This is a genomic window from Burkholderia sp. B10 (genome assembly GCF_004368385.1).
In the GTDB taxonomy this organism is placed as follows: Bacteria; Pseudomonadota; Gammaproteobacteria; order Burkholderiales; family Burkholderiaceae; genus Burkholderia; species Burkholderia vietnamiensis.
Window position 1 is genome coordinate 1 of record NZ_PQMX01000009.1, and the last position, 24,036, is coordinate 24,036.

The following is a 24,036-nucleotide window of genomic DNA, read 5'->3' on the forward strand; positions in this document are numbered from 1 at the left end:
CGCCGCCACGCTTCGAAATCCGAACGGCCGCGCAACTTGCACGCCGCCTGCACGCGCCTTTCGCGCGGCTTCGACGACGCTTGCCCGCTACGCAGCCGCGCTATCCTGCGCGAGCCGATGTGCGCCGACTTGCCGCCCGACTCGACGCCCGGTTCGCGAAAACGCCGTTCGCGGCCACGTATAATGGCCGCATTTCGCGTCGCCGGCGGCCCGGCTGGCCCATGCGGCGCTCGTTTCTCCGCCGCTGCGCCCGCTCGCGCGCGGCCGCGAACCGAACGCGTCCGCACGAGTCCAACCGCCGCGTTTCGCGCCGTCCGACGCAGTCGGGCGCATGCCCGGAACGCCCGCCGCCTTGCCGTTCAACCGTGCGCATTTCGCGCCGCACTTTCTGCCATCAGCCTGAATCGATCATGCGTCTGTCTTCCCAAGGCCTCAAGTCTCTCGCTTCTTCCATCGCCTTCGGCACCGCCGCGCGCAACGTCGCGCTGGGCGTGATGCTGCCCGTCGCGCTCGCGTCGACGATCGTCGTCGCCGAGGCGAAGCCGGCCGCCAAGGCCCGTGCCGCGCATGCCGCGCCGGCCGCCGCCGAGCAGTCCACCGGCGCGCCCGCGACCTTCATGCCGGGCGCGGTGCCGCCGCCGGGCGTGAACGCGCGCTCGTGGGTGCTCGTCGATGCGACCAGCAACACGGTGCTGGCATCCGGCAACGCCGACGAACGCGTCGAGCCCGCATCGCTCACCAAGCTGATGACGGCCTACCTCGTGTTCGAAGCGCTCGACAAGAAGAAGATCTCGATGGAGCAGATCGTCACGCCGAGCGAGGCGGTACGCCGCGTCGGCCGCGACGAGTCGCGCATGTTCATCGAGGCGAACAAGCCGGTGTCGGTGCACGACCTCGTCTACGGGATGATCATCCAGTCGGGCAACGACGCGGCGATCGCGCTGGCCGAACTGGTCGGCGGCAGCGAAGGGCAGTTCGTCACGCTGATGAACGACGAGGCGCAGCGCCTCGGCATGAAGGGCACGCACTTCGCCGACGTGAACGGCATGCCCGACCCGAACCACTACACGACGGCCGGCGACCTCGCGAAGCTGTCCGCGCACCTGATCCGCGATTTTCCGCAGTACTACGGGATCTTCTCGGAGAAGGAATTCAAGTACAACAACATCCGCCAGGGCAACCGCAACCGCCTGCTGTGGCTCGACCCGACCGTCGACGGCCTGAAGACCGGCCATACGCAAGCGGCCGGCTACTGCCTGATCGCGTCGGCCAAGCGCGCGATTCCGGGCGTCGACGGCCAGCGCCGCCTCGTGTCGGTGATGATGGGCGAGCCGAAGGAGGGCGACCGCACCGCCGACAGCATGAAGATGCTGAACTACGGCTATAGCGCGTTCGACTCGGTGCGTCTGTTCAAGGGCGGCCAGGCGATGTCGACGCCGCGCATCTACAAGGGCAAGGCCAACACCGTGCAGGTCGGCGTGAAGGGCGACCAGTGGGTGACGGTGCCGCGCGGCTTCGGCGACAAGGTGAAGACGGAAGTCGACGTCAACGCGCCGCTGATCGCGCCGCTCGCCGAAGGCCAGCAGGTCGGCACGGTGAAGATCGTCGCCGACGGCAAGGCGCTGTCGGAATTCCCGGTCGTCGCGCTGCAGGCGGTGCCGGAAGCCGGCATCTTCGGCCGCATCTGGGACTCGATCCTGCTGATGTTCAGCAAGAAGAAGTAAGCGCGACGGGCCTTTGTTTCCACGACTTCATCCCCATCTGATATCGCCATGAGCCAAGCCGAATTCGAACCGATCGTGTACCTCAGCGTGTCGTCGCAGGAGGAGCTGGTGCCGCTGTCGCAAGCGCGCGTGCCGGTGCTCGACCGCGGGTTCATCTTCGGCGACGGCGTGTATGAAGTCGTGCCCGTCTACGCGCACGACGGCGCGCACGTGCCGTTCCGGATCGATCAGCATCTGGAGCGGCTCGCGCGCAGCCTGAAGAAGATCGGCATCGACGATCCGCACGACGCGCCCGGCTGGCGCGCGCTGATCGAGCGCGTGGTCGAGGCGAACGCGCCCGGCCTCGGCGACGGCCATGCGCTCGTCTACCTGCAGGTCACGCGCGGCGTCGCGAAGCGCGGCCATGCGTTCCCGGCGCACGCGGTGCCCACCGTGTTCGCGATGACGAGCCCGCTGCGCCTGCCGTCGGCGGACGAGCGCGCGCGCGGCGTGCGCTGCGTGACGGCCGAGGATCGCCGCTGGCTGCATTGCGACATCAAGTCGATCTCGCTGCTCGGCAACGTGCTGATGGCGCAGCATGCGGCGGAGCGCGACGCGTTCGAGACGATTCAGCTGCGCGACGGCAACGTGACCGAAGGATCGTCGTCGAACGTCTGGATCGTGAAGAACGGCGAGCTGTTGGCGCCGCCGCGCAGCAACAGGATTCTCGAAGGCATCCGCTACGCGCTGCTCGAGCAGTTGGCCGACGAATGCGAGGTGCGGTTCGTCGCGCGCGAGATCAGCGAGGTCGAGCTGCGCGCGGCGGACGAGATCATGCTCACGTCGGCCACGAAGGAAATCCTGCCCGTCACGTCGCTCGACGACCTGCCGGTCCACGGCGGCACGCCTGGGCCGGTATTCGCGGCGTTGTACGACGCGTACCAGCGCGCGAAGGCGCGCGAGTTTGAACAGTTTGACCTAACCCGGAGAAAGTGATGAGCGAACCGACCAAAACCATCGAGGTAACCGGCGCGATCGATGCGCGGAAGGAGTCGCTGCTGGAGTTTCCGTGCGATTTCCCGATCAAGATCATGGGCAAGGCGCACCCGGAGTTCAAGGACACGATCTTCAAGGTCGTGTCCGTGCATGACAACGAGATCGACGTCGAGAAGATCGAGGAGCGCGCATCGAGCGGCGGCAACTACACGGGCCTGACGATCACCGTGCGCGCCACGAGCCAGGCGCAGCTCGACGACATCTACCGTGCGCTGACCGGCCATCCGATGGTCAAGGTCGTGCTGTGACGATGCGCGTGCGCGTTCTCGTTCGCGCGCCCTAAGCGCTGCCCGTCCTTTCCTGCGCGCGCGCGGCGGGGAGCGCACTCGCCGCGTGCCGCGCGTCCAGTTCGTCGCAGCGCCGCCGGTATTCGGCGACTTCCTGCAGCAGCCACGCCCTGAACGCCTGCACGCGCGGCGTGGCGATCAGCGGCGGCGGACACACGAAAAAGTAGTGCCACGGGCTCGGCCCGGCGATGTCGAACAGCCGCACCAGCCGCCCGGCGAGCAGATCGTCCACCGCGAGCGAACGGCGCACCAGCGCGATGCCCTGGCCCTCGATCGCGGCCAGCAGCAGGTTCGACGAATCCTGATACAGAATTCCCCGCTTCGGCTCGGTCAGCGTATCGAGCCCGGCCGCGTTGAACCACGGCCGCCACAGCTCGTCGTCCGAGCGCAGCAGCCGGTAGTGCGCGAGATCGGCGGGCGTCTGCGGCAGCTTGCCGCCGTTCAGCGTCGGCGAGCATGCGGGAAAAAACACCTCTTCGAACAGCGGCTCGACATGCAACCCCGGATAGTTGCCGGAGCCGAAGCGGATCGCGAGATCGACGTCGTCGCGCGCGAAATCGGTCAGCGAGTTGGTCGACTGCAGCTCGACGTCGATTTCCGGATGCCGCTCGATGAACGTGCCGATGCGCGGCGTGATGAAGCGCGCGGCGAACGACGACAGCATCGACACCACCAGCCGCCGTCCGCGGTCGCTCGCGCGCACGTCGCGGGTCGCGTCGGCGATCACCATCAGCGCGGCGCGCACCTGCTGCGCATAGCGCATCCCGGCGTCGGTCAGGCACAGCCGCTTGCCGTTGCGCGTGAACAGCTGCACGCCGAGCTCGTCCTCGAGCGCGCGCACCTGGTGGCTGACCGCGCCGTGCGTGACGTACAGCTCGTCGGCGGCGCGGGAGAAATTCTCGTGACGGGCGGCGGCTTCGAACGCGCGGATCGCGTTCAGCGCGGGCAGCTGGCGGAGGTCCATTTGCTAATTTTCCTCACATCGACGTGAAAATTGGTCGTTTGGTCGGGCGCCCCTGGATGACTACGATTGTAGCCATCGAAGCATTTATTGGCGGAGACGATCATGCAAGAAATTTCCTCAAGCATCACGTTCGAAATCCCCGCGGGCGAAACCGTGCCGATGAAGGTGCAACGCAGCACGCGCCTGACGGTGCAGCGCGGGCCGTTGTGGGCGACGCGCAGCAACGACGTCGAAGACTACTTCCTGGTGGACGGCGAGACGCTGCGGCTGCGCCGCGGCGAGCGCCTGTGGCTGAGCGCGGAAAGCGCGCAGGGCGCGTACGTCGCGTTCTCGGTGTCGCGCCCGGCGGCCGAGGTCGCGCGCGGTGCGCTCGCGCGGCTGCGCGAGCGCGTGAGCGCGTTGCTCCACGACGGCTGGCGCACCGTCTGACGCGGCTTTCGTCGGACGGATGCGTGCGATCCGTCCCCTTCCGCTGCCGGCGGGACCGGTGGGTTTTCGGTAAACTACCGTCCATGTCCGTCTCGCCGGTTGCCATCGTGTCCACGCCCGTCGCTGTTTCCGCATCGCCCGCCGGCTCGCCGGCTCAGCACGACGCGCCGCTCACCGTGCGCTGGCGCGGCACCGAGGCATACCAGACCAGCTTCGACGCGATGCGCGCGTTCACCGATGCACGCACCGCCGAGACCCCCGACGAGATCTGGATCGTCGAGCATCCGCCCGTCTACACGCTCGGCCAGGCCGGCGACCCGGCCCATCTGCTGGTGGCCGACAGCGGCGTGCCGCTCGTGAAGGTCGACCGCGGCGGGCAAATCACCTATCACGGCCCCGGCCAGATCGTCGCCTACCTGCTGCTCGACTTGCGCCGGCGCAAGCTGATGGTCCGCACGCTGGTGACGCGGATCGAAGAGGCCGTGATCGAAACCCTCGCGGCGTATAATCTCGCTTCGGTCCGCAAGGCGGGCGCGCCCGGCATCTACGTGGCATCCGGCGTGCACGGGGGCGCGAAGATCGCGGCCCTCGGCCTGAAGATCCGCAACGGCTGCAGCTACCACGGGCTGAGCCTGAACGTGAAGATGGATCTGCGCCCGTTTCTCGCGATCAACCCGTGCGGCTATGCCGGACTGGAAACCGTCGACATGGCGAGCCTCGAGGTTGCCGCCGACTGGAACGACGTCGCCCGCACGCTGGTCGGGCGCCTGATCGCCAACCTCGACGGCGCATCCGCGGCCGCCGACAAGCCGCACGCACTGGAACATTCGAATGACTGACGTTACCGCTTCCCCCGCCCCGGCCGATCCGGCCGCGACCCCTGCCTACGATCCCACCGCCAAGCAGAAGGCGCAGGCGAAGACGGCGCGCATCCCGATCAAGGTCATTCCGATCGAGAAGCTGAAGAAGCCCGAGTGGATCCGCGTGAAGGCGGCCACCGGCAGCTCGCGCTTCAACGAGATCAAGACGATCCTGCGCGAGCACAACCTGCATACCGTGTGCGAGGAAGCGAGCTGCCCGAACATCGGCGAATGCTTCGGCAAGGGCACCGCGACGTTCATGATCATGGGCGACAAGTGCACGCGCCGCTGCCCGTTCTGCGACGTCGGCCACGGCCGTCCCGATCCGCTCGACGCGGATGAACCGAAGAACCTCGCCCGCACGATCGCCGCGCTCAAGCTCAAGTACGTGGTGATCACGAGCGTCGACCGCGACGACCTGCGCGACGGCGGCGCCGCCCACTTCGTCGAGTGCATCCGCGAAACGCGTGCGCAGTCGCCGGACACGCGCATCGAGATCCTGACGCCGGACTTCCGCGGCCGTCTCGATCGCGCGATCTCGATCCTGAACGCCGCACCGCCCGACGTGATGAACCACAACCTCGAAACGGTGCCGCGCCTGTACAAGGAAGCGCGCCCGGGTTCGGACTACGCGCATTCGCTGAAGCTGCTGAAGGACTTCAAGGCGCTGCATCCGGACGTCGCGACCAAGTCGGGCCTGATGGTCGGCCTCGGCGAGACCGAAGAGGAAATCCTGCAGGTGATGCGCGACCTGCGCGCGCACGACGTCGACATGCTGACGATCGGCCAGTATCTGCAGCCGTCGGAGCACCATCTGCCGGTGCGTGCATACGTGCATCCGGATACCTTCAAGATGTACGAGGAAGAAGCGTACAAGATGGGCTTCACGCACGCGGCCGTCGGCGCGATGGTGCGCTCGAGCTATCACGCCGATCTGCAGGCGCATGGGGCCGGCGTGGTCTGAGCGTCGCGTCTTCGCATCATGCGGGCGCCGCAGGTGTGCGCCGCCCGTCATGCAGTCAAACCAAGCCCGCAGCGATGCGGGCTTGTTCGTTTTGGGGTGCGTTACAGGCACCGGCTGTCCGCGCACGCCGATCGTCGCCCGTGCGGATGCGCGATCCAATCGAACGTGCAAAGCAAAGCTGAAACGCCGTCGATAGCTTCGCAGGATAAGTTCGCTCCCGCCGCGCGCAAAGCTCGTAAAGTCGGCTCTCCCGCAGCAATGCCCGTATTCGAAGGAGAGCCGCATGTCCCGTTTCAGCTTCATCCGCCGCGCCGTCGTCGCGCTGACCGCCTTTGCCGCGCTCGGCGCGGCGCACGCCGAATCGCGCGAAGTCGTGATCGCGTACCAGGACATGGTCGTGCCGTGGCGCTACGCGCAGGCGAGCGGTGAAGTCGAGAAGGCGACCGGCTACAAGGTCGCGTTCCGCAAGCTCGACAGCGGCGCCGACGTGATCCGCGCGCTTGCGTCGGGCTCGGTGCAGCTCGGCGAGGCCGGCTCGAGCCCGATTGCGGCCGGTCTGTCGCAAGGGCTCGACATTTCGTTGTTCTGGGTGCTCGACAACATCAACGACGCCGAGGCGCTGGTCGCGCGCAACGGCTCCGGCGTGACCAGCATCGCCGCGCTGAAGGGCAGGAAGATCGGCGTGCCGTTCGTGTCGACGTCGCACTTTCATACGCTGGTCGCGCTGCAGGCCGCCGGCGTGAACCCGAACGACGTGAAGATCGTCAACCTGCGTCCGCCGGAAGTCGCGGCCGCGTGGGCGCGCGGCGACATCGACGCGACCTACATCTGGGATCCGGTGCTCGCGAAGGTCAAGCAGTCGGGCACCGTGCTGACGACCTCGGGCCAGGTCGCGAAGCAAAGCGGCAAGGCGACCTTCGACGGCTTCGTCGTGAGCCGCAAGTTCGCGCGCGAGAACCCCGAGTTCGTCGCGCGTTTCGTGAAGGTGCTCGCCGCAGCCGATGCCGATTACCGCGCCCATGCGGCCGCGTGGAAGGTCGGCTCGCCGCAGGTCGCGGCGGTCGCGAAGGTGTCCGGCGCGAACGCGCAGGACGTGCCGGCCAGCCTCGCGCTGTACGCGTTCCCGACGCCTGCCGAGCAGGCGTCGCCGACGTGGCTCGGCGGCGGCGCGCAGTCGGGCGCCGCGAAGTCGCTCGCGGCCACCGCCGCATTCCTCAAGACGCAGGGCACGATCCAGACGGTGCTGGCCGATTATTCGGTCGGCGTCGATCCGCAGTTCGTGCAGAAGGCGGCGCGCTGAGCGCCGCCGCGCCGGCGCACCCTCGCGGAGGCTTCGATCATGAGCACGCTGGAAGTTCGGCAACTGTCGGTCGCCTATCCGGGCGAACGCGGTCGGCCGACCACGCACGCGCTTGCGCGCGTCGACCTGCAGATCGACAGCGGTGAATTCGTCGTCGCGCTCGGCGCGTCCGGATGCGGAAAGACGACGCTGCTGAACTGCATGGCCGGTTTCGTCGCGCCGACGACGGGCGAGGTGCGCGTCGACGGCGTGCCGGTCACCGGCCCCGGCGCCGATCGTGGCGTCGTGTTCCAGAAATATGCGCTGCTGCCGTGGCTCGACGTGCTCGGGAACGTCGCGCTCGGGCTGCGCTTCGCGCGCATGCCGAAGGCCGAGCGCGAAGCGCGCTCGCGCGAGATGCTCGCGCTCGTCGGCCTCGAGCGCCATGCGCATGCGCGCGTCTACGAGCTGTCGGGCGGCATGCAGCAGCGCGTCGGCATCGCGCGGGCGCTCGCGAGCGAGCCGCGCGTGCTGCTGATGGACGAGCCGATGGGCGCGCTCGACGCGATGACGCGCGGCACGATGCAGGCGCTCGTGCTCGACGTGTGGGCGCGCACCGGCAAGACGGTGTTCTTCATCACGCACGACGTCGAGGAGGCGCTGTTCCTCGCGACGCGCCTGGTCGTGATGACGCCCGGCCCCGGCCGCATCGCGCAGACCTTCGAGCTGCCGTTCGCGCGACGTTACGTCGCGTCGCGCGATGCGCGCGCGGTGAAGTCGTCGCAGGAATTCATCGCATGGCGCGAGCGGCTGATCGCGTATCTGCACCGCGACGACGCCGTCGCGCCGGCCGCGTGATGCAGGAGCTCGCGCGGCACGGCGCGTCAGCCGGGCGCGTGCGCATCGCCACTTTGGACAGGCAGGACGACATGAGTATGCAGGATTCGTGGGCGGCCGATCGAGCGGCCGCCGACTTCGACGGGAACCGGCCGGCGCCGCAGCGGCGCGTGCGCGCGTCGCATCGCTACCGGCTGCCGGGGCAAGGCAACACGTCGGCGCTGAGCGCTGCGACGCTCGCTGCGCTGGCCGCACTGTGGTGGATCGCGACGCATCGGCAATGGCTGCCGCCGCTGTTCCTGCCGGCGCCGGAGGCGGTGTGGCGCGCGTTCGTCGACGCGGCGCACGGCCGCATCCAGGGCGGGCTGCCGTTGTCCGAGCATCTGATGTGGAGCGCCGCGCGCGTGTTCGGCGCGTTCGCGTTCGCGACGGCGATCGGCGTGCCGGCCGGCATCCTGATGGGCGTGAGCCGGATCGCGCGCGGTGTGCTCGATCCGCTGCTGGAGTTCTACCGGCCGCTGCCGCCGCTGGCTTATCTGCCGCTCGTCGTGATCTGGTTCGGCATCGACGAGACGGCGAAGCTCGTCGTGATCTTCCTCGCCTGCTTCGCGCCGATCGCGATGGCCGCCCGTGCGGGCGTGCGCGCCGCGACGGTCGAGCAGATCAACGCCGCGTATTCGCTCGGCGGCAACTTTGCGCAGATCGTGCGCCACGTCGTGCTGCCCGCCGCGCTGCCGGAGATCCTCACCGGGCTGCGGATCGCGATCGGCTTCGGCTGGACGACACTCGTCGCCGCCGAGATGGTCGCCGCGACGGCCGGGCTCGGGCAGATGGTGCTCAATGCGTCGAGCTTTCTGCGCACCGATATCGTCGTGATGGGCATCCTGATCATCGGCGCGATCGCGTGGCTGTTCGATCTCGCGATGCGGTGGGTGGAGCGGCGTGCGGTGCCGTGGAAGGGGCGCGGGTGAGGCGTCGCACGGCCGTGCCGGAGCCGCCTTCGCGAGCATGATGAGCGGGCGGGGCGGGTTGCCCGCCGCCGCCTGCTGTCATACGATGCCGACATGATGAAATCCCTCACGCCAGCCGAACTCGACGAACTCGGCACATTCCTGATCTCCGATGTCGCGTCGGAAGAAACGCTGACGCTCGCCGGGCTCGACGGCTACTTGACCGCGATCGCGGCCGGGCCTGTCACGCTGCTGCCGAGCCAATGGCTGGGCGGCATATGGGGGCCGACGGACGACGACGCACCGAATTTCGAGACGATGGAGCAGGCGCAGCGCGTGCTGGGTCTGCTGATGCGACATTACAACGGCATTATCGGCAGCCTGGAGCGCAATCCCGACGCGTTTCGGCCGGTGTTCGACACGGTCGTCTATGCCGACGACGCGCGTGAATATCGCGATGCCGAGGCCTGGGCATTCGGCTTCATGCAGGCGATCGCTCTGTCCCAGGAATACTGGCAGCCGCTCTTCGACGATCCGCAAGGCCAGGCATGGATGCGGCCGCTTCGCCTGCTCGGCGGGGACGAAGCGGCCGCCGACGAAGTTGCGCCCGACGACGCGCAGCTGATGCTCGATCCGTCCGGGCGGGAAACCCTGGCCGACCGGATTCCCGCAGCCGTCGCCGACATCTATCGTTACTGGTTGCCGTATCGCCGCGCCGTGCAGGAGCGGCGCGTTGCCGCGACAGCGCAGCGTTCGGAACCGAAAATCGGGCGCAACGATCCCTGTCCGTGCGGCAGCGGCAAGAAGTTCAAGAAATGCTGCGGCGCGGCCACCACGCTGCACTGAGGGCGCGCCTTACTTCACGCATCCACGCAGCCGACGGCAGGCGCTGACCGGCGTCAGCCGTCATTCCCCCAGCGCGACGCCTTCGCGCCGTGGGTCGGCGCCGCCGAACCACACCGTCTGCCCCTGCACGTTCAGCCGCTGGATGCCCTGCAGCCCCGAGTTCATCTCGACGACGCGCACGTCGTGGCCGCGCCCTTTCAGCCCGTCGACGAGCGCCTCCGACACGCGGCCGCGCTCCAGCTGCGTCGGCCCGTTCATCGACCCGAAGTTCGGCAGCGCGATCGCCTGCTGCATCGTCATCCCCCAGTCCATCACGCCGATCAGCGTCTTCGCGACGTGATTGATGATCGCGGGGCCGCCCGCCGAACCGACGATCATCGTCACCTGCCTGGTCTTCCGGTCGAACACGAGCTCCGGCGACATCGCCGAGCGCGGCCGCTTGCCCGGCTGCACGCGGTTCGCGACCGGGCGCCCGTGCTCGCTCGGCACGAACGAGAAGTCGGTCAGCTGGTTGTTCAGCATGAAGCCGCGCACCATCAGCCGCGAACCGAACGCATCTTCGACGCTGGTCGTCATCGACAGCGCGTGGCCGTAGCGGTCGATGATCGCGATGTCGGACGTGGACGGCAGTTCGGCGCTTCGATCGTCGGCGAGCGCGAGCGTCGCGCCCTGCGGCGTGCCGGGCTGCGCGACGCCCATGCTGGTCTCGCCGACCAGCCGCGCGCGCTGCGCGAGATACGCCTTGTCGGTGAGGCTCGCCCAGCTGCCGCCCGGCAGCGGCGCGAAATCGGGATCGGCGACGTAGCGCGCGCGATCCGCGTACGCGAGGCGTCCGGCTTCACTGAACAGATGCGCGGCGAACGGCGTCGGCTCGTAGCCGACGTCGTTGCGCACCGGCTTCTGCGCGCCGATCTGCTGCCAGTCGGGCATTGCTTCCAGGATGCCCAGCATCTGCGCGATCGCGAGGCCGCCCGACGACGGTGGCGGCATCCCGCACACCACCGAGCGCCGGTAGTCGGTACACAGCGGCGCACGCACCTTCGCCTTGTAGCGCGCGAGATCCTGCAGCGTCAGCAGGCCGGGGTTGGTCGGATGCCGGCGCACCTTCGCGACGATGTCGCGCGCGATCGGCCCGGTGTAGAACGCGTTCGCGCCGCGCTCGGCGATCTGGCGCAGCACGGCCGCGAGCGCCGGGTTCTTCAGCACGGTGCCGGCCGCCTTCGGCGTGCCGTCCGGGTTGTAGAAGTACGCGCGTGCGACCGGGTCGTTCATCAGGTACTTGTCATTCGCGATCAGCATCGCGAGGCGCGGGCTGATCGTGAAGCCGCGCTCCGCGAGCCGGATCGCGGGCTGGAACAGCCGCCGCCACGGCAGCTTGCCGTGCGCGCGGTGCGCGGCGTCGAGCATCCGCAGCACGCCCGGCGTGCCGACCGAGCGCCCGCCGACGACACCGTCGTAGAAGCTCAGCGGCTGGCCCGTCGGGCCGTAGAACAGCCGCTCGGTCGCGGCGGCCGGCGCGGTCTCGCGGCCGTCGTACGCCTGCGTCGCGTTGCCGTCGAAGTACAGCATGAACGCGCCGCCGCCGAGCTCGGACGACTGCGGCTCGACGAGCCCGAGCACCATCTGCGTCGCGATCGCCGCGTCGATCGCGGTGCCGCCGGCCTTCAGCATCTCGTAGCCGGCTTGCGCCGCGAGCGGGTTCGCGGCCGCGATCATGAAGTGCTGCGCGGTCCAGCCCGGCTTGTCGGTCCAGCCGGACGACGGCTCGGGTGCCTGGACGCCCGGCAGCGGCACCGCGCCGCCCGACGCCGCGGCGACCGGGACGACCGCGCCCGACGATGCGGACGGCGACGTGCAGCCGGCGCTGAACGCGACCAGCGCGACGAAGGCGAGGCCCGCGAGCGCGGCAACGGGCGTCCGGGGACGCGAAGGCGGACGAATCGGGTCGGACATTGAACCCTCGGCAACGTTGAATTCGAAGGACGTGTGGGTGTGGGGGCATGCACGCGGGGCACGGCGCACGGCGCACGGCGCACGGCACACGGCACACGGCACACGGCACACGGCACACGGCACACGGCACGCGCGCTGCAATGCGCCGCACGGCGCACACAGCACACACGCGAAACGCATCCAGCATGCCAAGCGCATGCGACATCCGACACGCGCGCGCCCATCCCACACCGAACGGCGCGCTATTTTCGCCGCGCGCCCGGCCGCTTGTCATCAGACAGGAAACCCTGACGAATCGCGCCGGGCCCGCGCCGGCCGGCCTTGCCGGCCTGTTCGAGGATGAACTCTATGAAGGTCGCGGTCGCGCGCGTGTGGTGGCGGTTCGGCATGTACAGCATGTACATGTGCGTGCCGAAGATGCTCAAGCGGTACGCGTCGAGCGACGTGACCACCGCGCCGCGCCGCAGGTCGTCCTGCACCACGTAGTCGGGCACGATGCCGACGCCGATCCCCGCGAGGATCGCCTGGCGCAGGAACAGGAAGTTCTCGGAGATCAGCGTGGGTTCGAGCAGCACCTCGTGGCGCTCGTCGCCGAGATACGCGGCGATCCGCAGTTGCCGCCCGAGCACCGTCGCGGTGACGACCGGCGCGGCGCTCAGCGCGTCGAGGCTCGCCGGCATCCCGTGCGCAGCGGCGAACGCGGGCGATGCGCAGGCGACGTAGCGCACGGCGCCCATGTCGCGCGCGACGAGGTTCTGCGGCGGCTCGGACATCACGCGGATCGCGATGTCGACTTCGTCGCGCATCAGATCCTCGACGCGATTCTCGAACACCACGTCCAGCACGATGCCGGGATGCAGCCGCTTGAACGCGAGCAGCCAGTCGGACATCACCATCTGCCCATAGCCGCTCGGCACCGACAGCCGCACGCGGCCCTGCAGGTCCTGGCCGAGCGTCGTCACCGATTCCTGCGCGGCCAGCAACTCGTTGCGGATGCGCCGGCCGTGCTCGTACAGCTTCAAGCCGATCTCGGTCGGCTCGATGCGGCGCGTCGTGCGGCGCACGAGCTGCTGGCCGATCGAGCGTTCGAGCTGGTTCAGCCGGTAGCTGACGTTCGCGCGGCTCATCTTGAGCCGCTGCGCGGCCTTGCTCAGATTGCCCGCATCGAGGATCTCGACGAGCAGCGTCAGCGCATTCAGGTCCATCCGCGAGGTCTCCCGGTCCGTCCCGTGCGACGGTTCGAACGCATTCAATGTCAAGTCGGACTTGACAGCTTGTAAAGGCATGCGGGAATTGTCAATGAATCTCGATCAATCGAGAATCCAGTGATGCCCGGCCGTCGCAGCGGATCGCTTGCGCTGCGCGGCATGAACGGCATGCACGCGATGCCCGTCGCGCGAACCTGCGCCGCCGTCCGGCCCGGGGAAACGTTCCGGCACACCGCGCGCACCGAACCCGAGACACGATGAATTCAACCGCTTCCCCCGCACCGGCCCGCGCCGGGAGCGTCACGCACGAGCGCCGCGACGCGCTGCTCGTCGTCACGATCGACCATCCGCCCGTCAACGCGCTGTCCGCCGACGTGCGGCGCGGCCTGGCCGATGCGCTCGACGCCGCGCAGGCCGATCACGCAGTCCGCGCGGTGCTGATCGTCGGCGCCGGCCGCAACTTCATCGCGGGCGCCGACATCCGCGAATTCGGCAAGCCGCCCGTGCCGCCGTCGCTGCCCGACGTGTGCGAGCGGATCGAGTCGAGCGCGAAGCCGGTGGTGGTCGCGCTGCACGGCGCGACGCTCGGCGGCGGCCTCGAGGTCGCGCTCGCCGCGCATTACCGGCTCGCATTGCCCGGCGCGAAGCTCGGGCTGCCCGAAGTCACGCTCGGCCTGCTGCCCGGCGCGGGCGGCACGCAGCGCACGCCGCGCCTGATCGGCGCGAAGGCCGCGCTCGACCTGATGCTGACCGGGCGCCACGCAAGCGCGGAAGAAGCGCGCGCGCTCGGCCTCGTCGATCGCGTCGCGCGCAGCGACGACACGCTCGCCGAAGGTCTCGCGTATGCGCAGGAGCTCGTGTCGCTCGGCGCGCCCGTGCGGCGCACGCGCGATGCGCAGGGGCTCGCCGAGCGCACGGCCGCGCAGGCGGCGCTCGCTGCGGCGCGCGCCGAGCTGCCGAAGAAGTCCCGCGGGCTGTTCTCGCCGGCGAAGATCGTCGACGCGGTCGAGGCCGCGCTCACGCTGTCGTTCGACGCGGGAATGAAGCTCGAGCGCAGCCTGTTCCTGCAATGCCTCGACAGCCCGCAGCGCGCGGGCCTCGTGCATGCGTTCTTCGCGGAACGCGAGGCCGCGAAGGCGCCCGAGGCGCGCCGCGCGAGCGCGCGTGCCGTCGAGCGGGTCGGCGTGGTCGGCGGCGGCACGATGGGCGCCGGGATCGCGGTCGCGGCGCTCGACGCGGGCCTGCCGGTGACGATGATCGAACGCGACGACGCGTCGCTCGCACGCGGGCGCGCGCACGTCGAAAAGGTGTACGACGCGCTCGTCGCGAAGGGCCGCATGACGCCGGACGCACGCGCGGCGCGCGTCGCGCGCTTCGACGGCAGCACGCGTTACGACGCGCTCGCGCAGGCCGACGTCGTGATCGAGGCCGTGTTCGAGGACATGGCCGTGAAGCAGGCGGTGTTCGCCGAGCTTGCGCGCGTGTGCAAGCCCGGCGCGGTGCTCGCGACCAACACGTCGTATCTCGACATCGACGCGCTCGCCGCCGGCATCGACCGGCCGGCCGACGTGATCGGCCTGCATTTCTTCTCGCCGGCCAACGTGATGAAGCTGCTCGAGATCGTCGTGCCGAAGCGCGTCAGCGCGGAGGTGGTCGCGACCGCGTTCGCGCTGGCGAAGCAACTGAAGAAGACGCCGGTGCGCGCCGGCGTGTGCGACGGCTTCATCGGCAACCGGATCCTCGCCGTCTACCGCACCGCGGCCGACTACCTGATGGAGGACGGCGCGTCGCCGTACCAGATCGATCGCGCGGTGCGCGATTTCGGCTTCCCGATGGGGCCGTTCCAGGTCGTCGATCTCGCGGGCGGCGACATCGGCTGGGCCACGCGCAAGCGCCGCGCGGCGACGCGCGATCCGCGCGCGCGCTACGTGGAGATCTCCGACCGGCTGTGCGAGCGCGGCTGGTTCGGCCAGAAGAGCGGCCGTGGCTATTACCTGTATCCCGACGGCGCACGCGTCGGCACGCCGGACCCGGAGGTCGACGCGATCGTCGCCGCCGAGCGCGCGAAGAAGGGCATCGTGCCGCGCAGCTTCAGCGACGACGAGATCCTGCGCCGCTACCTCGCCGCGATGATCAACGAAGGCGCGAACGTCGTGCACGAGCGGATCGCGCTGCGCCCGCTCGACGTCGATGCGGTGTTCCTGTACGGCTACGGCTTTCCGCGCCATCGCGGCGGCCCGATGCACTACGCGGACACGGTTGGCCTCGCGAACGTGCTCGCCGACATCCGCGCGTTCGCGAACGAGGATCCGCTGTTCTGGAGGCCGTCGCCGCTGCTCGTCGAGCTGGTCGAGCGCGGCGCGGATTTCGCGAGCCTGAACCGCATCGACTGAACGCCCACCGCATCTGCCACGGACCGAACATGGACCTCAATTTCACGCCCGAAGAGGAAGCCTTCCGCACGGACGTGCAGCGCTTCCTGCAAGCCGAGCTGCCGGCGCGCCTCGCGCGCAAGGTGAAGGGCGGCCTGCACCTGACACGCGACGACATGCGCGAATGGCACGCGATACTGAACGCACGCGGCTGGCTGGCGAGCCACTGGCCGCGCGAATACGGCGGCCCCGGCTGGAGCGTCGCGCAGAAGTTCCTGTTCGACAACGAATGCGCGCTCGCCGGCGCGCCGCGCATCGTGCCGTTCGGCGTGAACATGCTCGGCCCGGTGCTCATCAAGTACGGCAGCGAGGCGCAGAAGCGCCACTGGCTGCCGCGCATTCTCGACGGCACCGACTGGTGGTGCCAGGGCTACTCGGAGCCGGGCGCCGGTTCCGACCTCGCGTCGGTGAAGACGAGCGCGGTGCGCGACGGCGCGCACTACGTCGTGAACGGCCAGAAGACCTGGACCACGCTCGGCCACTACGCGAACATGATCTTCTGCCTCGTGCGCACCGCGACTGACGTGCGCAAGCAGGAAGGCATCAGCTTCCTGCTGATCGACATGAACGCGCCGGGCGTCGACGTGCGTCCGATCATCACGCTCGACGGCGAGCACGAGGTGAACGAGGTGTTCTTCACCGACGTGCGCGTGCCCGTGGAAAACCGCGTCGGTGAGGAGAACCGCGGCTGGACCTACGCGAAATACCTGCTCACCTACGAACGCACCAACATCGCCGGCGTCGGCTTCTCGACGGCCGCGCTCGAGCGGCTGCGCAGCGTCGCCGCGAAGCTGACGAAGAATGGCCGGCCGCTCGCCGACGATCCGCTCTTCGCGGCGCGCGTCGCGCGCGTCGAGATCGAGCTCGAGAACATGCGCACGACCAACCTGCGCGTGCTCGCGGCGGTCGCGGGCGGCGGCGTGCCGGGCGCGGAAAGCTCGATGCTGAAGATCCGCGGCACGCAGATCCGCCAGGAGATCACCGCGCTGATGCGCCGCGCGATGGGGCCGTACGCGCAGCCGTTCGTCGAGGAGGCGCTCGACGCCGAGCACGACGGCGCGGCCGTCGGTCCCGACGAAGCGGCGAGCGCCGCGCAGCAGTACTTCAACAATCGCAAGCTGTCGATCTTCGGCGGCTCGAACGAGATCCAGAAGAACATCATCGCGAAGATGATGCTCGGGCTGTAACGAGGAACGCGACGATGGATTTTCAGCACACGGAAGACCGGCGGATGCTGGCGGACACGTTGAACCGCTTCATCGCCGAACAGTATGCGTTCCCGGTGCGCGACCGCATCGCGCAGTCGCCGCAAGGGTGCGACCGCGCGATGTGGCGGCGCTTCGCCGAACTGGGCGCGGTCGGCGCGCTGTTTCCGGAGGCGGACGGCGGCTTCGGCGGCGCGGGTTTCGATATCGCGGTGGTGTTCGAATGCCTCGGCCGCGGGCTCGTCGTCGAGCCGTTCCTCGGCGCGCTGCTCGCGGGCCGCGCGCTGCTGCTGGGCGGCGGTGACGGCGGCGCGCAGCGCGAACGGCTCGCGCAGTTGATCGACGGCTGCGCGTGCGCCGCGTTCGCGCACGACGAACCGGGCTCGCACTACGAACTGACGACCGTGCGCACGCGCGCCGAGCGCAGCGGCGACGGCTGGGTGCTGACCGGTGCGAAGGGCGTCGTCGACCAGGCCGCGCAGGCGTCGTTCTTCGTCGTCAGCGCGCGCACGGCCGGCCGCGACGACGACGAGCACGGCATCGGCCTGTTCGTCGTGCCGGCCGATGCGCCTGGCGTGTCGTGGCGCGACTACCGGAAGATCGACGGCGGCCGCGCGGCCGAGGTGCGCTTCGAACGCGTCGCGCTGCCCGGCGAGGCGGCGCTGGTCGACACGCACGACGCGGCCGCCGGCGACGACGGGCAGGGCGCCGCGCTGCTCGAACGCGTGCTCGGCTACGGGCTGCTCGCGCTGTCGGCCGAGGCGCTCGGCGCGATGGACGTCGCGAAGGAGGCGACGCTCGACTATCTGCGCACGCGCCGGCAGTTCGGGATGCCGATCGGCAGCTTCCAGGCGCTGCAGCACCGGATGGCCGACCTGCTGCTCGAAGTCGAGCAGGCGCGCTCGGCGGTGATCAACGCGGCCGCGCAGCTCGACGCGCCGCGCACGGTGCGCGAACGCGCGCTCGCGGCGGCCAAGTACAGCATCGGCCGGATCGGCACGCTGGTCGCGGAGGAGAGCATCCAGCTGCACGGCGGGATCGGGATGACGTGGGAGCTGCCGCTGTCGCATTACGCGAAGCGGCTGGTGATGATCGATCACCAGCTCGGCGACGAGGACCATCATCTGGCGCGCTACATCGCGCTGTCGAAACGATGACGGCACGGCGCGTGGATCGAGACGACGGGCAGCCAGACGAAGCGCGCGCGCTGCCGCTCGCGGGCGTGAAGGTGTTCGATTTCCCGCCCGTGCTCGCGGGCCTCGCCGCCCGGCACTGAATCGTCCGACGAAACCGGAATCCGTCCGGATCGCCGGACGGATGTTTTCCGGAAATCCGGAATGCCGGATTTCCTTGCCTTCCGTATTATGAGAAATGCAATAAAAACAATGGCTTGACGGCTTGCGGAAGGCTGGCATCGACCTTGCGATATGGAATGCACGGCCGTCCACCGGCCCGACTATTACATCAAGGAGACAATCGATGACCACTGCCTTCCACCCCCTTCGGATGTTCTGAGGCATCGCTTGTTGCGGCACGGCAGCCGCGCGGGCGAATGGCCTTATCCCCTGAGACATTCGCCTGCGCGCGTGACGCCGTTTCCACCGGCTCATCTACACCAGCAGGAACCATCGTGAAGAAGAAACCCTTCTACAAAGTGCTTTATGTGCAGGTGATCTTCGCCATCATCGTCGGCGTGATCCTCGGCCACTTCTATCCGGCGCTCGCCACCGACATGAAACCGCTCGGCGACGGCTTCATCAAGCTGATCAAGATGGTGATCGGCCCGATCATCTTCTGTACGGTCGTCACCGGCATCGCCGGCATGGAGGACATGAAGAAGGTGGGCCGCGTCGGCGGCAAGGCGCTTCTGTACTTCGAAATCGTGTCGACCTTCGCGCTGCTGCTGGGCCTCGCGGCCACGCACCTGCTGCGTCCGGGCGTCGGCTTCAACATCGACCCGGCGACGCTCGACGGCAAGGCCGTCGCGTCATACGCGGCGAAGGCGCACGGCCAGTCGACGGTCGACTTCCTGATGCACATCATCCCGAACACGATGGTCGACGCGTTCGCGCAGGGCGAAATCCTGCAGATCCTGCTGATCGCGCTGCTGTTCGGCAGCGTGCTCGCGCACCTCGGCGAGCGCGGCAAGGTCGTCACCGACTTCATCGACGGGCTCACGCGCGTGCTGTTCGGCATTGTGCACATCGTCACGAAGCTGGCGCCGATCGGCGCGTTCGGCGCGATGGCGTTCACGATCGGCAAGTACGGCGTCGGCTCGCTGGTGCCGCTGCTCAAGCTGATCGGCACGTTCTACCTGACGTCGATCGTCTTCGTGCTGGTCGTGCTCGGCACGATCGCGCGCTTCACGGGCTTCTCGATCGTCCGCTTCGTGTCGTACATCAAGGAGGAACTGCTGATCGTGCTCGGCACCAGCTCGTCGGAAGCCGCGCTGCCGCAGCTGATGGAAAAGCTCGAGAAGGCCGGCTGCTCGCGTTCGGTCGTCGGCCTGGTCGTGCCGACCGGCTATTCGTTCAACCTCGACGGCACCAACATCTACATGACGATGGCCGTGCTGTTCATCGCGCAGGCCACCAACATCGAACTCACGTGGATGCAGCAGCTCACGCTGCTGGCGGTCGCGATGCTGACGTCGAAGGGCGCGAGCGGCGTTACCGGCGCGGGCTTCATCACGCTCGCCGCGACGCTCGCCGTCGTGCCGACCATCCCGCTGTCGGGCATGGTGCTGATCCTCGGCATTGACCGCTTCATGAGCGAATGCCGTGCGCTGACCAACATCGTCGGCAACGGTGTCGCGACGGTCGTCGTGTCCGCGTGGGAGAAGGAGCTCGACCGCAACAAGCTGCGCGATGCGCTGAAGGGCAACCGCGACGTCACGCCGACCGAGACGGCCGGCGTCTGACGGCGTGAGCGAGCAGGCGGTGCCGCCCGCGGGCGGCGCGCCGCGCGGCGGTGCGGGCGGCGGGCGGGACGCCTATGACACAATAGGCGATCCGCATCGCCAGGAAGTCTCGTCCGTGAAGCGCCGCCTGTACATCCTCGTCGTGCTCGCCGCCGCACTCGCGGCGGCTTGCGCGCTGACGTGGAGCATCACGTGGCAGCGCGGCGTCGCCGAGCTGCAGCGCAACGCCGCGGTGCGGGTCAACCGCACGACCAGCGCGCTGAAGAGCACGCTCGATCGCTACGAGTCGCTGCCTTATCTACTCGGCAGCCATCCGTACGTGCAGGACCTGCTGGCCGAGCCGCAGCGCGCCGACCTCACCGCGCGCGCCAACCGCTATCTCGAAGATCTCAACGAACACGCGCACGCGACCGTCACCTACGTGGTCGGCGCGGACGGCCTGTGCGTCGCAGCCAGCAACTGGCGCGCGCCCGACAGCTTCGTCGGCATCGAATATCGCTTCCGGCCGTATTTCATCGACGCGATGAACGGCCGGGTCGGCCGCTTCTTCGGCATCGGCACGATTTCGCGCGATCCCGGCTACTACATCTCGCAACCGGTGTGGCGCGACGGCAGGATCGCCGGCGTCGTCGTCGTGAAGCTCAACCTCGAATGGTTCCAGGGCGCCGACGCCTCCGAGCCGCTGGTCGTCGCCGACGATCACGGCGTCGTGTTCCTGTCGTCCGTGCCCGCGTGGAAATATCACACGCTGCATCCGTTGACCGAGCCGGTCGCCGCGTCGATCTACGAGACGCGCCAGTACGCGCAGCAGCCCGTCACGCCGCTGCCGCTGCGCGTCGAGCAAGTGCTGGGCGCCGACGCGGAGATCGTTCGCGTGGGCGCCGGCCGGCGCGCGCCGCGCTTTCTCGCGAGCAAGCGCCGGATCGGTGAGCCCGACTGGCTGCTCGTCACGCTCGCGCCGCTCGCCCCCGTCGACGCCGACGCCCGCAATGCAACGATCGTCACCGGCTTCGGCTTCGTGTCGATCGCGCTGCTGGCGTTCTACTGGCGCATGCGTCGCGCCCGTGTGCGCGAGATGATCCGCGGCCGCGCGCTGCTGCAGCAGGCGTATGCGGAGCTGAACCGGCGCGTCGAGGAGCGCACGGCCGATCTGTCGCAGGCCAACGCGCAACTGCAGAAGGAAGTCGGCGACCGGATTCGCGCGGAGCAGGAGTTGCGCGCCGCGCACGACGAGCTGATCCAGGCGAGCAAGCTGGCCGCGCTCGGCCAGATGGCGGCCGGCATCACCCATGAACTGAACCAGCCGCTCGCGGCGCTGCGCAGCTTCTCGGACAACACGCGCGTGCTGCTCGACCGCGGCGAGCAGGGCGCCGCGCGCGAGAACCTCGAGGCGATCGCCGCGCTGACCGAGCGGATGGGCAAGATCACCAACCAGCTGAAGCTGTTCGTCGGCCGCGCGAAGCCGCGCAACGAGCGGGCGCTCGTCGTGCGCGCGCTGCGCAGCGTGCTCGCGCTGCTCGGCGAACGGATGCGCGGCGTCGCGCTCACGCTGACGCTGCGCGATGCGACCGTGGCGCCGGCGCAGGACGCGCCGCTCGATCTCGCGGGCGACTATCCGGAGCTGGTCGCGCGCTGCGAGGATCTGCGCCTCGAACAGGTGCTGATCAATCTGCTCGGCAACGCGCTCGACGCGGTCGGCGGGGCCGCTGCGGCGGCGGTCGTTGTCGCGCCGGCGATCGACGTGACGATCGTCGTGTCGGCCGCGACGCTGTCGATCGAGGTGCGCGACAACGGCCCCGGCATTGCGCCGGACCTGCTGCCGCGCCTGTTCGAACCGTTCTTCACGACCAAGGAGATGGGGCGCGGGCTCGGGCTCGGCCTCGCGATCTCGTCGTCGATCGCGAGCGACGCGGGCGGCGCGCTGACCGCGCGCAACGCGCCGGACGGCGGCGCGCTGTTCGTCTTGACGCTGCGGCGCGCGCGCACGCATCATCCGGACGCGGCGTCCGAGCCGATCGGCTCGCGCTAGGCCGCACCACCGGCATCAACGAGAGCCGCGCACGGGTCGCGCGGCGTGTCAGGAGCGAGTGACCAAGATGGCCAACCGGCTGCAAGTGATCTATATCGAAGACGATGCGCTCGTGCGCCGGGCGAGCGTGCAGAGCCTGCAGCTCGCCGGGTTCGACGTCGCCGGGTTCGAGTCGGCCGAGGCGGCCGACAAGGCGCTCGTCGCGGAGAACGCCGGCGTGATCGTCAGCGATATCCGGCTGCCCGGCGCGAGCGGGCTCGACCTGCTCGCGCAGTGCCGCGAGCGCGTCCCGGACGTGCCGGTGATCCTCGTCACCGGCCACGGCGACATCTCGATGGCCGTGCAGGCGATGCGCGACGGCGCCTACGATTTCATCGAAAAGCCCTTCGCGGCCGAGCGGCTGATCGAGACGGTGCGGCGCGCGCTCGAGCGGCGCGAGCTGGTGCTCGAGAACCATGCGCTGCGGCGCGAGCTGGCCGGCCAGAACATCGTCGCGCCGCGCATCATCGGCCGCAGCCCGGCGATCGAACAGGTGCGCAAGCTGATCGCGAACGTCGCGCCGACCGATGCGTCGGTGCTGATCAACGGCGACACGGGCGCCGGCAAGGAGCTGATCGCGCGCAGCCTGCACGAGCTGTCGCCGCGCCGCGACAAGCCGTTCATCGCGGTGAACTGCGGCGCGCTGCCCGAGCCGATGTTCGAGTCGGAGATGTTCGGCTACGAGTCGGGGGCGTTCACCGGCGCCGCGAAGCGCCGCGTCGGCAAGCTCGAATACGCGTCCGGCGGCACGCTGTTTCTCGACGAGATCGAGAGCATGCCGCTCGCGCTGCAGGTGAAGCTGCTGCGCGTGCTGCAGGACGGCGTGCTCGAGCGGCTCGGCTCGAACCAGCCGATCCGCGTGAACTGCCGCGTCGTCGCGGCCGCGAAGGGCGACATGAGCGAACTCGTCGCGGCCGGCACGTTCCGGCGCGACCTGCTGTACCGGCTCAACGTCGTGACGATCGCGCTGCCGCCGCTCGCCGAGCGCCGCGAGGACATCGTGCCGCTGTTCGAGCACTTCATGCTCGACGCGGCCGTGCGCTACGGGCGGCCGGCGCCCGTGCTGACCGACCGCCAGCGCGCGAGCCTGATGCAGCGCGACTGGCCCGGCAACGTGCGCGAGCTGCGCAACGCGGCCGACCGCTTCGTGCTCGGCGTCGCCGACATGCCCGAGCAATCGGGCGCGAGCGACGACGACGCGGAGCACGACCAGACGCTGAAGGAGCGCGTCGAGCAGTTCGAGCGCGCGGTGATCGCGCAGGCGCTGAACCAGACGGGCGGGGCGGTCGCGGCGACGGCCGACCGGCTGCATGTCGGCAAGGCGACGCTGTACGAGAAGATGAAGCGCTACGGGCTGTCGGCGAAGGGCGACACCGACCGCTGAAAATGAAAGCGGACCGCGGAACCGGGCTGGCCGGTCGGGCGGTCCGCTCTGGCGAGCTGCGCGCCGTGGGCGGCGCGGTCGTTCGGTTCGGGTGGGGCGGCGCTCAGGCCGCGTTGCCGTCGAGCGCCTTCTTGAGCAGTGCGTCGAGCTCCGCGAATTGCGGCGCGCCGACGTAGCGCTTCAGGATCTTGCCGTCCTTGTCGACGACGAAGGTCGTCGGCGTCAGCTGCACGTTGCCGAACTGCTTGGCGACGCTGCCGTCGTCCAGCGCGACCTTGAACGGCAGCTGGCGCGTCTGTGCATAGTTCGCGACGTACATCGGCGGGTCGTAGTTCATCGCGACCGCGACGAATTCGAGCCCCTGGCCCTTGAAACGGTTATAGGTATCGACCATCTGCGGCATTTCCTGCATGCAGGTGGCGCAGCTCGTCGCCCAGAAATTGACGAGGTAGACCTTGCCCTTCAGGTCGCCGCCGGTCGACACCTTTTGGCCCGACAGCAGCGTGAAGGTGGCGTCCGGCACGGTGGACTTGCCGTTGAACGCGAAGAAGCCGGCAACGGCGATGGCCGCGACGACGACGGCCGCGGCGATATAGCGGGCGCGGCCGGTGCGGCGTTGGGCGGAAGGCGTGGTGTTCATCTGGGTGCTCTCGGAGTCGGTCGATGATGCGGATCGATGCGAAGGACGGCG

The 24,036-nt window shown here is 69.2% G+C and carries 20 protein-coding genes; 16 read left to right on the forward strand and 4 right to left on the reverse strand.

Annotated elements, in window-relative coordinates:
* Positions 1-410: 410 nt before the first annotated feature.
* From C3Y15_RS06820 to C3Y15_RS06830, 3 genes are read left to right on the forward strand one after another with little or no spacing between them, the layout of a single operon-like run.
* Positions 411-1,724 (forward strand): D-alanyl-D-alanine carboxypeptidase family protein, encoded by a 1,314-nt coding sequence (locus C3Y15_RS06820; RefSeq protein ID WP_011886143.1) that lies wholly within the window; start codon positions 411-413, stop codon positions 1,722-1,724.
* A 48-nt stretch (positions 1,725-1,772) separates the two neighbouring features.
* Complete coding sequence (locus C3Y15_RS06825) at positions 1,773-2,699, forward strand: D-amino acid aminotransferase (RefSeq protein ID WP_059696657.1); 927 nt, start codon at positions 1,773-1,775, stop codon at positions 2,697-2,699.
* Positions 2,699-3,007, forward strand: a complete 309-nt coding sequence (locus C3Y15_RS06830; RefSeq protein WP_011886141.1) for a YbeD family protein — start codon at positions 2,699-2,701, stop codon at positions 3,005-3,007. Before C3Y15_RS06825 ends, C3Y15_RS06830 begins: the two co-directional genes overlap by 1 nt.
* A 31-nt stretch (positions 3,008-3,038) precedes the next feature.
* Here the strand turns inward: C3Y15_RS06830 and C3Y15_RS06835 are convergent, their stop codons facing one another.
* A complete protein-coding gene (locus C3Y15_RS06835; protein ID WP_011886140.1) occupies positions 3,039-4,010 on the reverse strand; it encodes a transcriptional regulator GcvA in 972 nt (323 codons plus the stop codon).
* A 102-nt stretch (positions 4,011-4,112) separates the two neighbouring features.
* Here C3Y15_RS06835 and C3Y15_RS06840 point away from each other — a divergent pair, with 102 nt between their 5' ends.
* The 7 genes from C3Y15_RS06840 (at position 4,113) to C3Y15_RS06870 (ending at position 10,175) form a co-directional block, all read left to right on the forward strand.
* On the forward strand, positions 4,113-4,439 hold the full coding sequence (locus C3Y15_RS06840) for a DUF2917 domain-containing protein (protein ID WP_011886139.1): 327 nt from the start codon (positions 4,113-4,115) through the stop codon (positions 4,437-4,439).
* 83 nt (positions 4,440-4,522) lie between these two features.
* Positions 4,523-5,278: a lipoyl(octanoyl) transferase LipB gene (gene lipB / locus C3Y15_RS06845; RefSeq protein WP_011886138.1), complete on the forward strand. Its 756-nt coding sequence runs from the start codon at positions 4,523-4,525 to the stop codon at positions 5,276-5,278.
* Entirely contained in the window at positions 5,271-6,263 is a 993-nt protein-coding gene (gene lipA, locus C3Y15_RS06850; RefSeq protein ID WP_011886137.1) for a lipoyl synthase, read from the forward strand. The genes lipB and lipA overlap by 8 nt, the downstream gene beginning before the upstream one ends.
* Positions 6,264-6,546: 283 nt before the next feature.
* A complete protein-coding gene (gene tauA / locus C3Y15_RS06855; protein ID WP_069246339.1) occupies positions 6,547-7,563 on the forward strand; it encodes a taurine ABC transporter substrate-binding protein in 1,017 nt (338 codons plus the stop codon).
* 39 nt (positions 7,564-7,602) lie between these two features.
* On the forward strand, positions 7,603-8,400 hold the full coding sequence (locus C3Y15_RS06860) for an ABC transporter ATP-binding protein (protein ID WP_034192533.1): 798 nt from the start codon (positions 7,603-7,605) through the stop codon (positions 8,398-8,400).
* On the forward strand, positions 8,400-9,350 hold the full coding sequence (locus C3Y15_RS06865) for an ABC transporter permease subunit (protein ID WP_124259942.1): 951 nt from the start codon (positions 8,400-8,402) through the stop codon (positions 9,348-9,350). The genes C3Y15_RS06860 and C3Y15_RS06865 overlap by 1 nt, the downstream gene beginning before the upstream one ends.
* A gap of 96 nt (positions 9,351-9,446) precedes the next feature.
* Complete coding sequence (locus C3Y15_RS06870; protein WP_224056715.1) at positions 9,447-10,175, forward strand: UPF0149 family protein; 729 nt, start codon at positions 9,447-9,449, stop codon at positions 10,173-10,175.
* A gap of 60 nt (positions 10,176-10,235) precedes the next feature.
* Here the strand turns inward: C3Y15_RS06870 and ggt are convergent, their stop codons facing one another.
* Together ggt and C3Y15_RS06880 are read right to left on the reverse strand one after the other, a co-directional pair.
* Positions 10,236-12,128 (reverse strand): gamma-glutamyltransferase, encoded by a 1,893-nt coding sequence (ggt, locus tag C3Y15_RS06875; protein WP_124259940.1) that lies wholly within the window; start codon positions 12,126-12,128, stop codon positions 10,236-10,238.
* A gap of 242 nt (positions 12,129-12,370) precedes the next feature.
* Positions 12,371-13,333: a LysR family transcriptional regulator gene (locus tag C3Y15_RS06880; RefSeq protein ID WP_014723717.1), complete on the reverse strand. Its 963-nt coding sequence runs from the start codon at positions 13,331-13,333 to the stop codon at positions 12,371-12,373.
* A 260-nt stretch (positions 13,334-13,593) separates the two neighbouring features.
* Here C3Y15_RS06880 and C3Y15_RS06885 point away from each other — a divergent pair, with 260 nt between their 5' ends.
* From C3Y15_RS06885 to C3Y15_RS06910, 6 genes are all read left to right on the forward strand, one after another.
* On the forward strand, positions 13,594-15,729 hold the full coding sequence (locus tag C3Y15_RS06885; protein ID WP_069246336.1) for a 3-hydroxyacyl-CoA dehydrogenase NAD-binding domain-containing protein: 2,136 nt from the start codon (positions 13,594-13,596) through the stop codon (positions 15,727-15,729).
* 29 nt (positions 15,730-15,758) lie between these two features.
* A complete protein-coding gene (locus tag C3Y15_RS06890; RefSeq protein WP_046429468.1) occupies positions 15,759-16,955 on the forward strand; it encodes an acyl-CoA dehydrogenase family protein in 1,197 nt (398 codons plus the stop codon).
* Positions 16,956-16,969: 14 nt separating this feature from the next.
* A complete protein-coding gene (locus tag C3Y15_RS06895) occupies positions 16,970-18,130 on the forward strand; it encodes an acyl-CoA dehydrogenase family protein (protein WP_069246335.1) in 1,161 nt (386 codons plus the stop codon).
* A gap of 473 nt (positions 18,131-18,603) precedes the next feature.
* Positions 18,604-19,893: a dicarboxylate/amino acid:cation symporter gene (locus C3Y15_RS06900; protein ID WP_034192540.1), complete on the forward strand. Its 1,290-nt coding sequence runs from the start codon at positions 18,604-18,606 to the stop codon at positions 19,891-19,893.
* A 4-nt stretch (positions 19,894-19,897) separates the two neighbouring features.
* Positions 19,898-21,922, forward strand: a complete 2,025-nt coding sequence (locus tag C3Y15_RS06905) for an ATP-binding protein (RefSeq protein ID WP_069246334.1) — start codon at positions 19,898-19,900, stop codon at positions 21,920-21,922.
* Between the two features lie 67 nt (positions 21,923-21,989).
* On the forward strand, positions 21,990-23,345 hold the full coding sequence (locus tag C3Y15_RS06910) for a sigma-54 dependent transcriptional regulator (protein WP_011886125.1): 1,356 nt from the start codon (positions 21,990-21,992) through the stop codon (positions 23,343-23,345).
* Between the two features lie 103 nt (positions 23,346-23,448).
* Here C3Y15_RS06910 and C3Y15_RS06915 read toward each other — a convergent pair whose 3' ends face one another.
* On the reverse strand, positions 23,449-23,985 hold the full coding sequence (locus C3Y15_RS06915) for a TlpA disulfide reductase family protein (protein WP_011886124.1): 537 nt from the start codon (positions 23,983-23,985) through the stop codon (positions 23,449-23,451).
* Between the last annotated feature and the right edge of the window lie 51 nt (positions 23,986-24,036).

Bases quoted from the DNA above. Each gene is read 5' to 3' on its own strand.
- C3Y15_RS06820 (WP_011886143.1), top strand. From the start codon at position 411: ATGCGTCTGTCTTCCCAAGGCCTCAAGTCTCTCGCTTCTTCCATCGCC.
- C3Y15_RS06825 (WP_059696657.1), top strand. From the start codon at position 1,773: ATGAGCCAAGCCGAATTCGAACCGATCGTGTACCTCAGCGTGTCGTCG.
- C3Y15_RS06830 (WP_011886141.1), top strand. From the start codon at position 2,699: ATGAGCGAACCGACCAAAACCATCGAGGTAACCGGCGCGATCGATGCG.
- C3Y15_RS06835 (WP_011886140.1), bottom strand. From the start codon at position 4,010: ATGGACCTCCGCCAGCTGCCCGCGCTGAACGCGATCCGCGCGTTCGAA.
- C3Y15_RS06840 (WP_011886139.1), top strand. From the start codon at position 4,113: ATGCAAGAAATTTCCTCAAGCATCACGTTCGAAATCCCCGCGGGCGAA.
- lipB (WP_011886138.1), top strand. From the start codon at position 4,523: ATGTCCGTCTCGCCGGTTGCCATCGTGTCCACGCCCGTCGCTGTTTCC.
- lipA (WP_011886137.1), top strand. From the start codon at position 5,271: ATGACTGACGTTACCGCTTCCCCCGCCCCGGCCGATCCGGCCGCGACC.
- tauA (WP_069246339.1), top strand. From the start codon at position 6,547: ATGTCCCGTTTCAGCTTCATCCGCCGCGCCGTCGTCGCGCTGACCGCC.
- C3Y15_RS06860 (WP_034192533.1), top strand. From the start codon at position 7,603: ATGAGCACGCTGGAAGTTCGGCAACTGTCGGTCGCCTATCCGGGCGAA.
- C3Y15_RS06865 (WP_124259942.1), top strand. From the start codon at position 8,400: ATGCAGGAGCTCGCGCGGCACGGCGCGTCAGCCGGGCGCGTGCGCATC.
- C3Y15_RS06870 (WP_224056715.1), top strand. From the start codon at position 9,447: ATGAAATCCCTCACGCCAGCCGAACTCGACGAACTCGGCACATTCCTG.
- ggt (WP_124259940.1), bottom strand. From the start codon at position 12,128: ATGTCCGACCCGATTCGTCCGCCTTCGCGTCCCCGGACGCCCGTTGCC.
- C3Y15_RS06880 (WP_014723717.1), bottom strand. From the start codon at position 13,333: ATGGACCTGAATGCGCTGACGCTGCTCGTCGAGATCCTCGATGCGGGC.
- C3Y15_RS06885 (WP_069246336.1), top strand. From the start codon at position 13,594: ATGAATTCAACCGCTTCCCCCGCACCGGCCCGCGCCGGGAGCGTCACG.
- C3Y15_RS06890 (WP_046429468.1), top strand. From the start codon at position 15,759: ATGGACCTCAATTTCACGCCCGAAGAGGAAGCCTTCCGCACGGACGTG.
- C3Y15_RS06895 (WP_069246335.1), top strand. From the start codon at position 16,970: ATGGATTTTCAGCACACGGAAGACCGGCGGATGCTGGCGGACACGTTG.
- C3Y15_RS06910 (WP_011886125.1), top strand. From the start codon at position 21,990: ATGGCCAACCGGCTGCAAGTGATCTATATCGAAGACGATGCGCTCGTG.
- C3Y15_RS06915 (WP_011886124.1), bottom strand. From the start codon at position 23,985: ATGAACACCACGCCTTCCGCCCAACGCCGCACCGGCCGCGCCCGCTAT.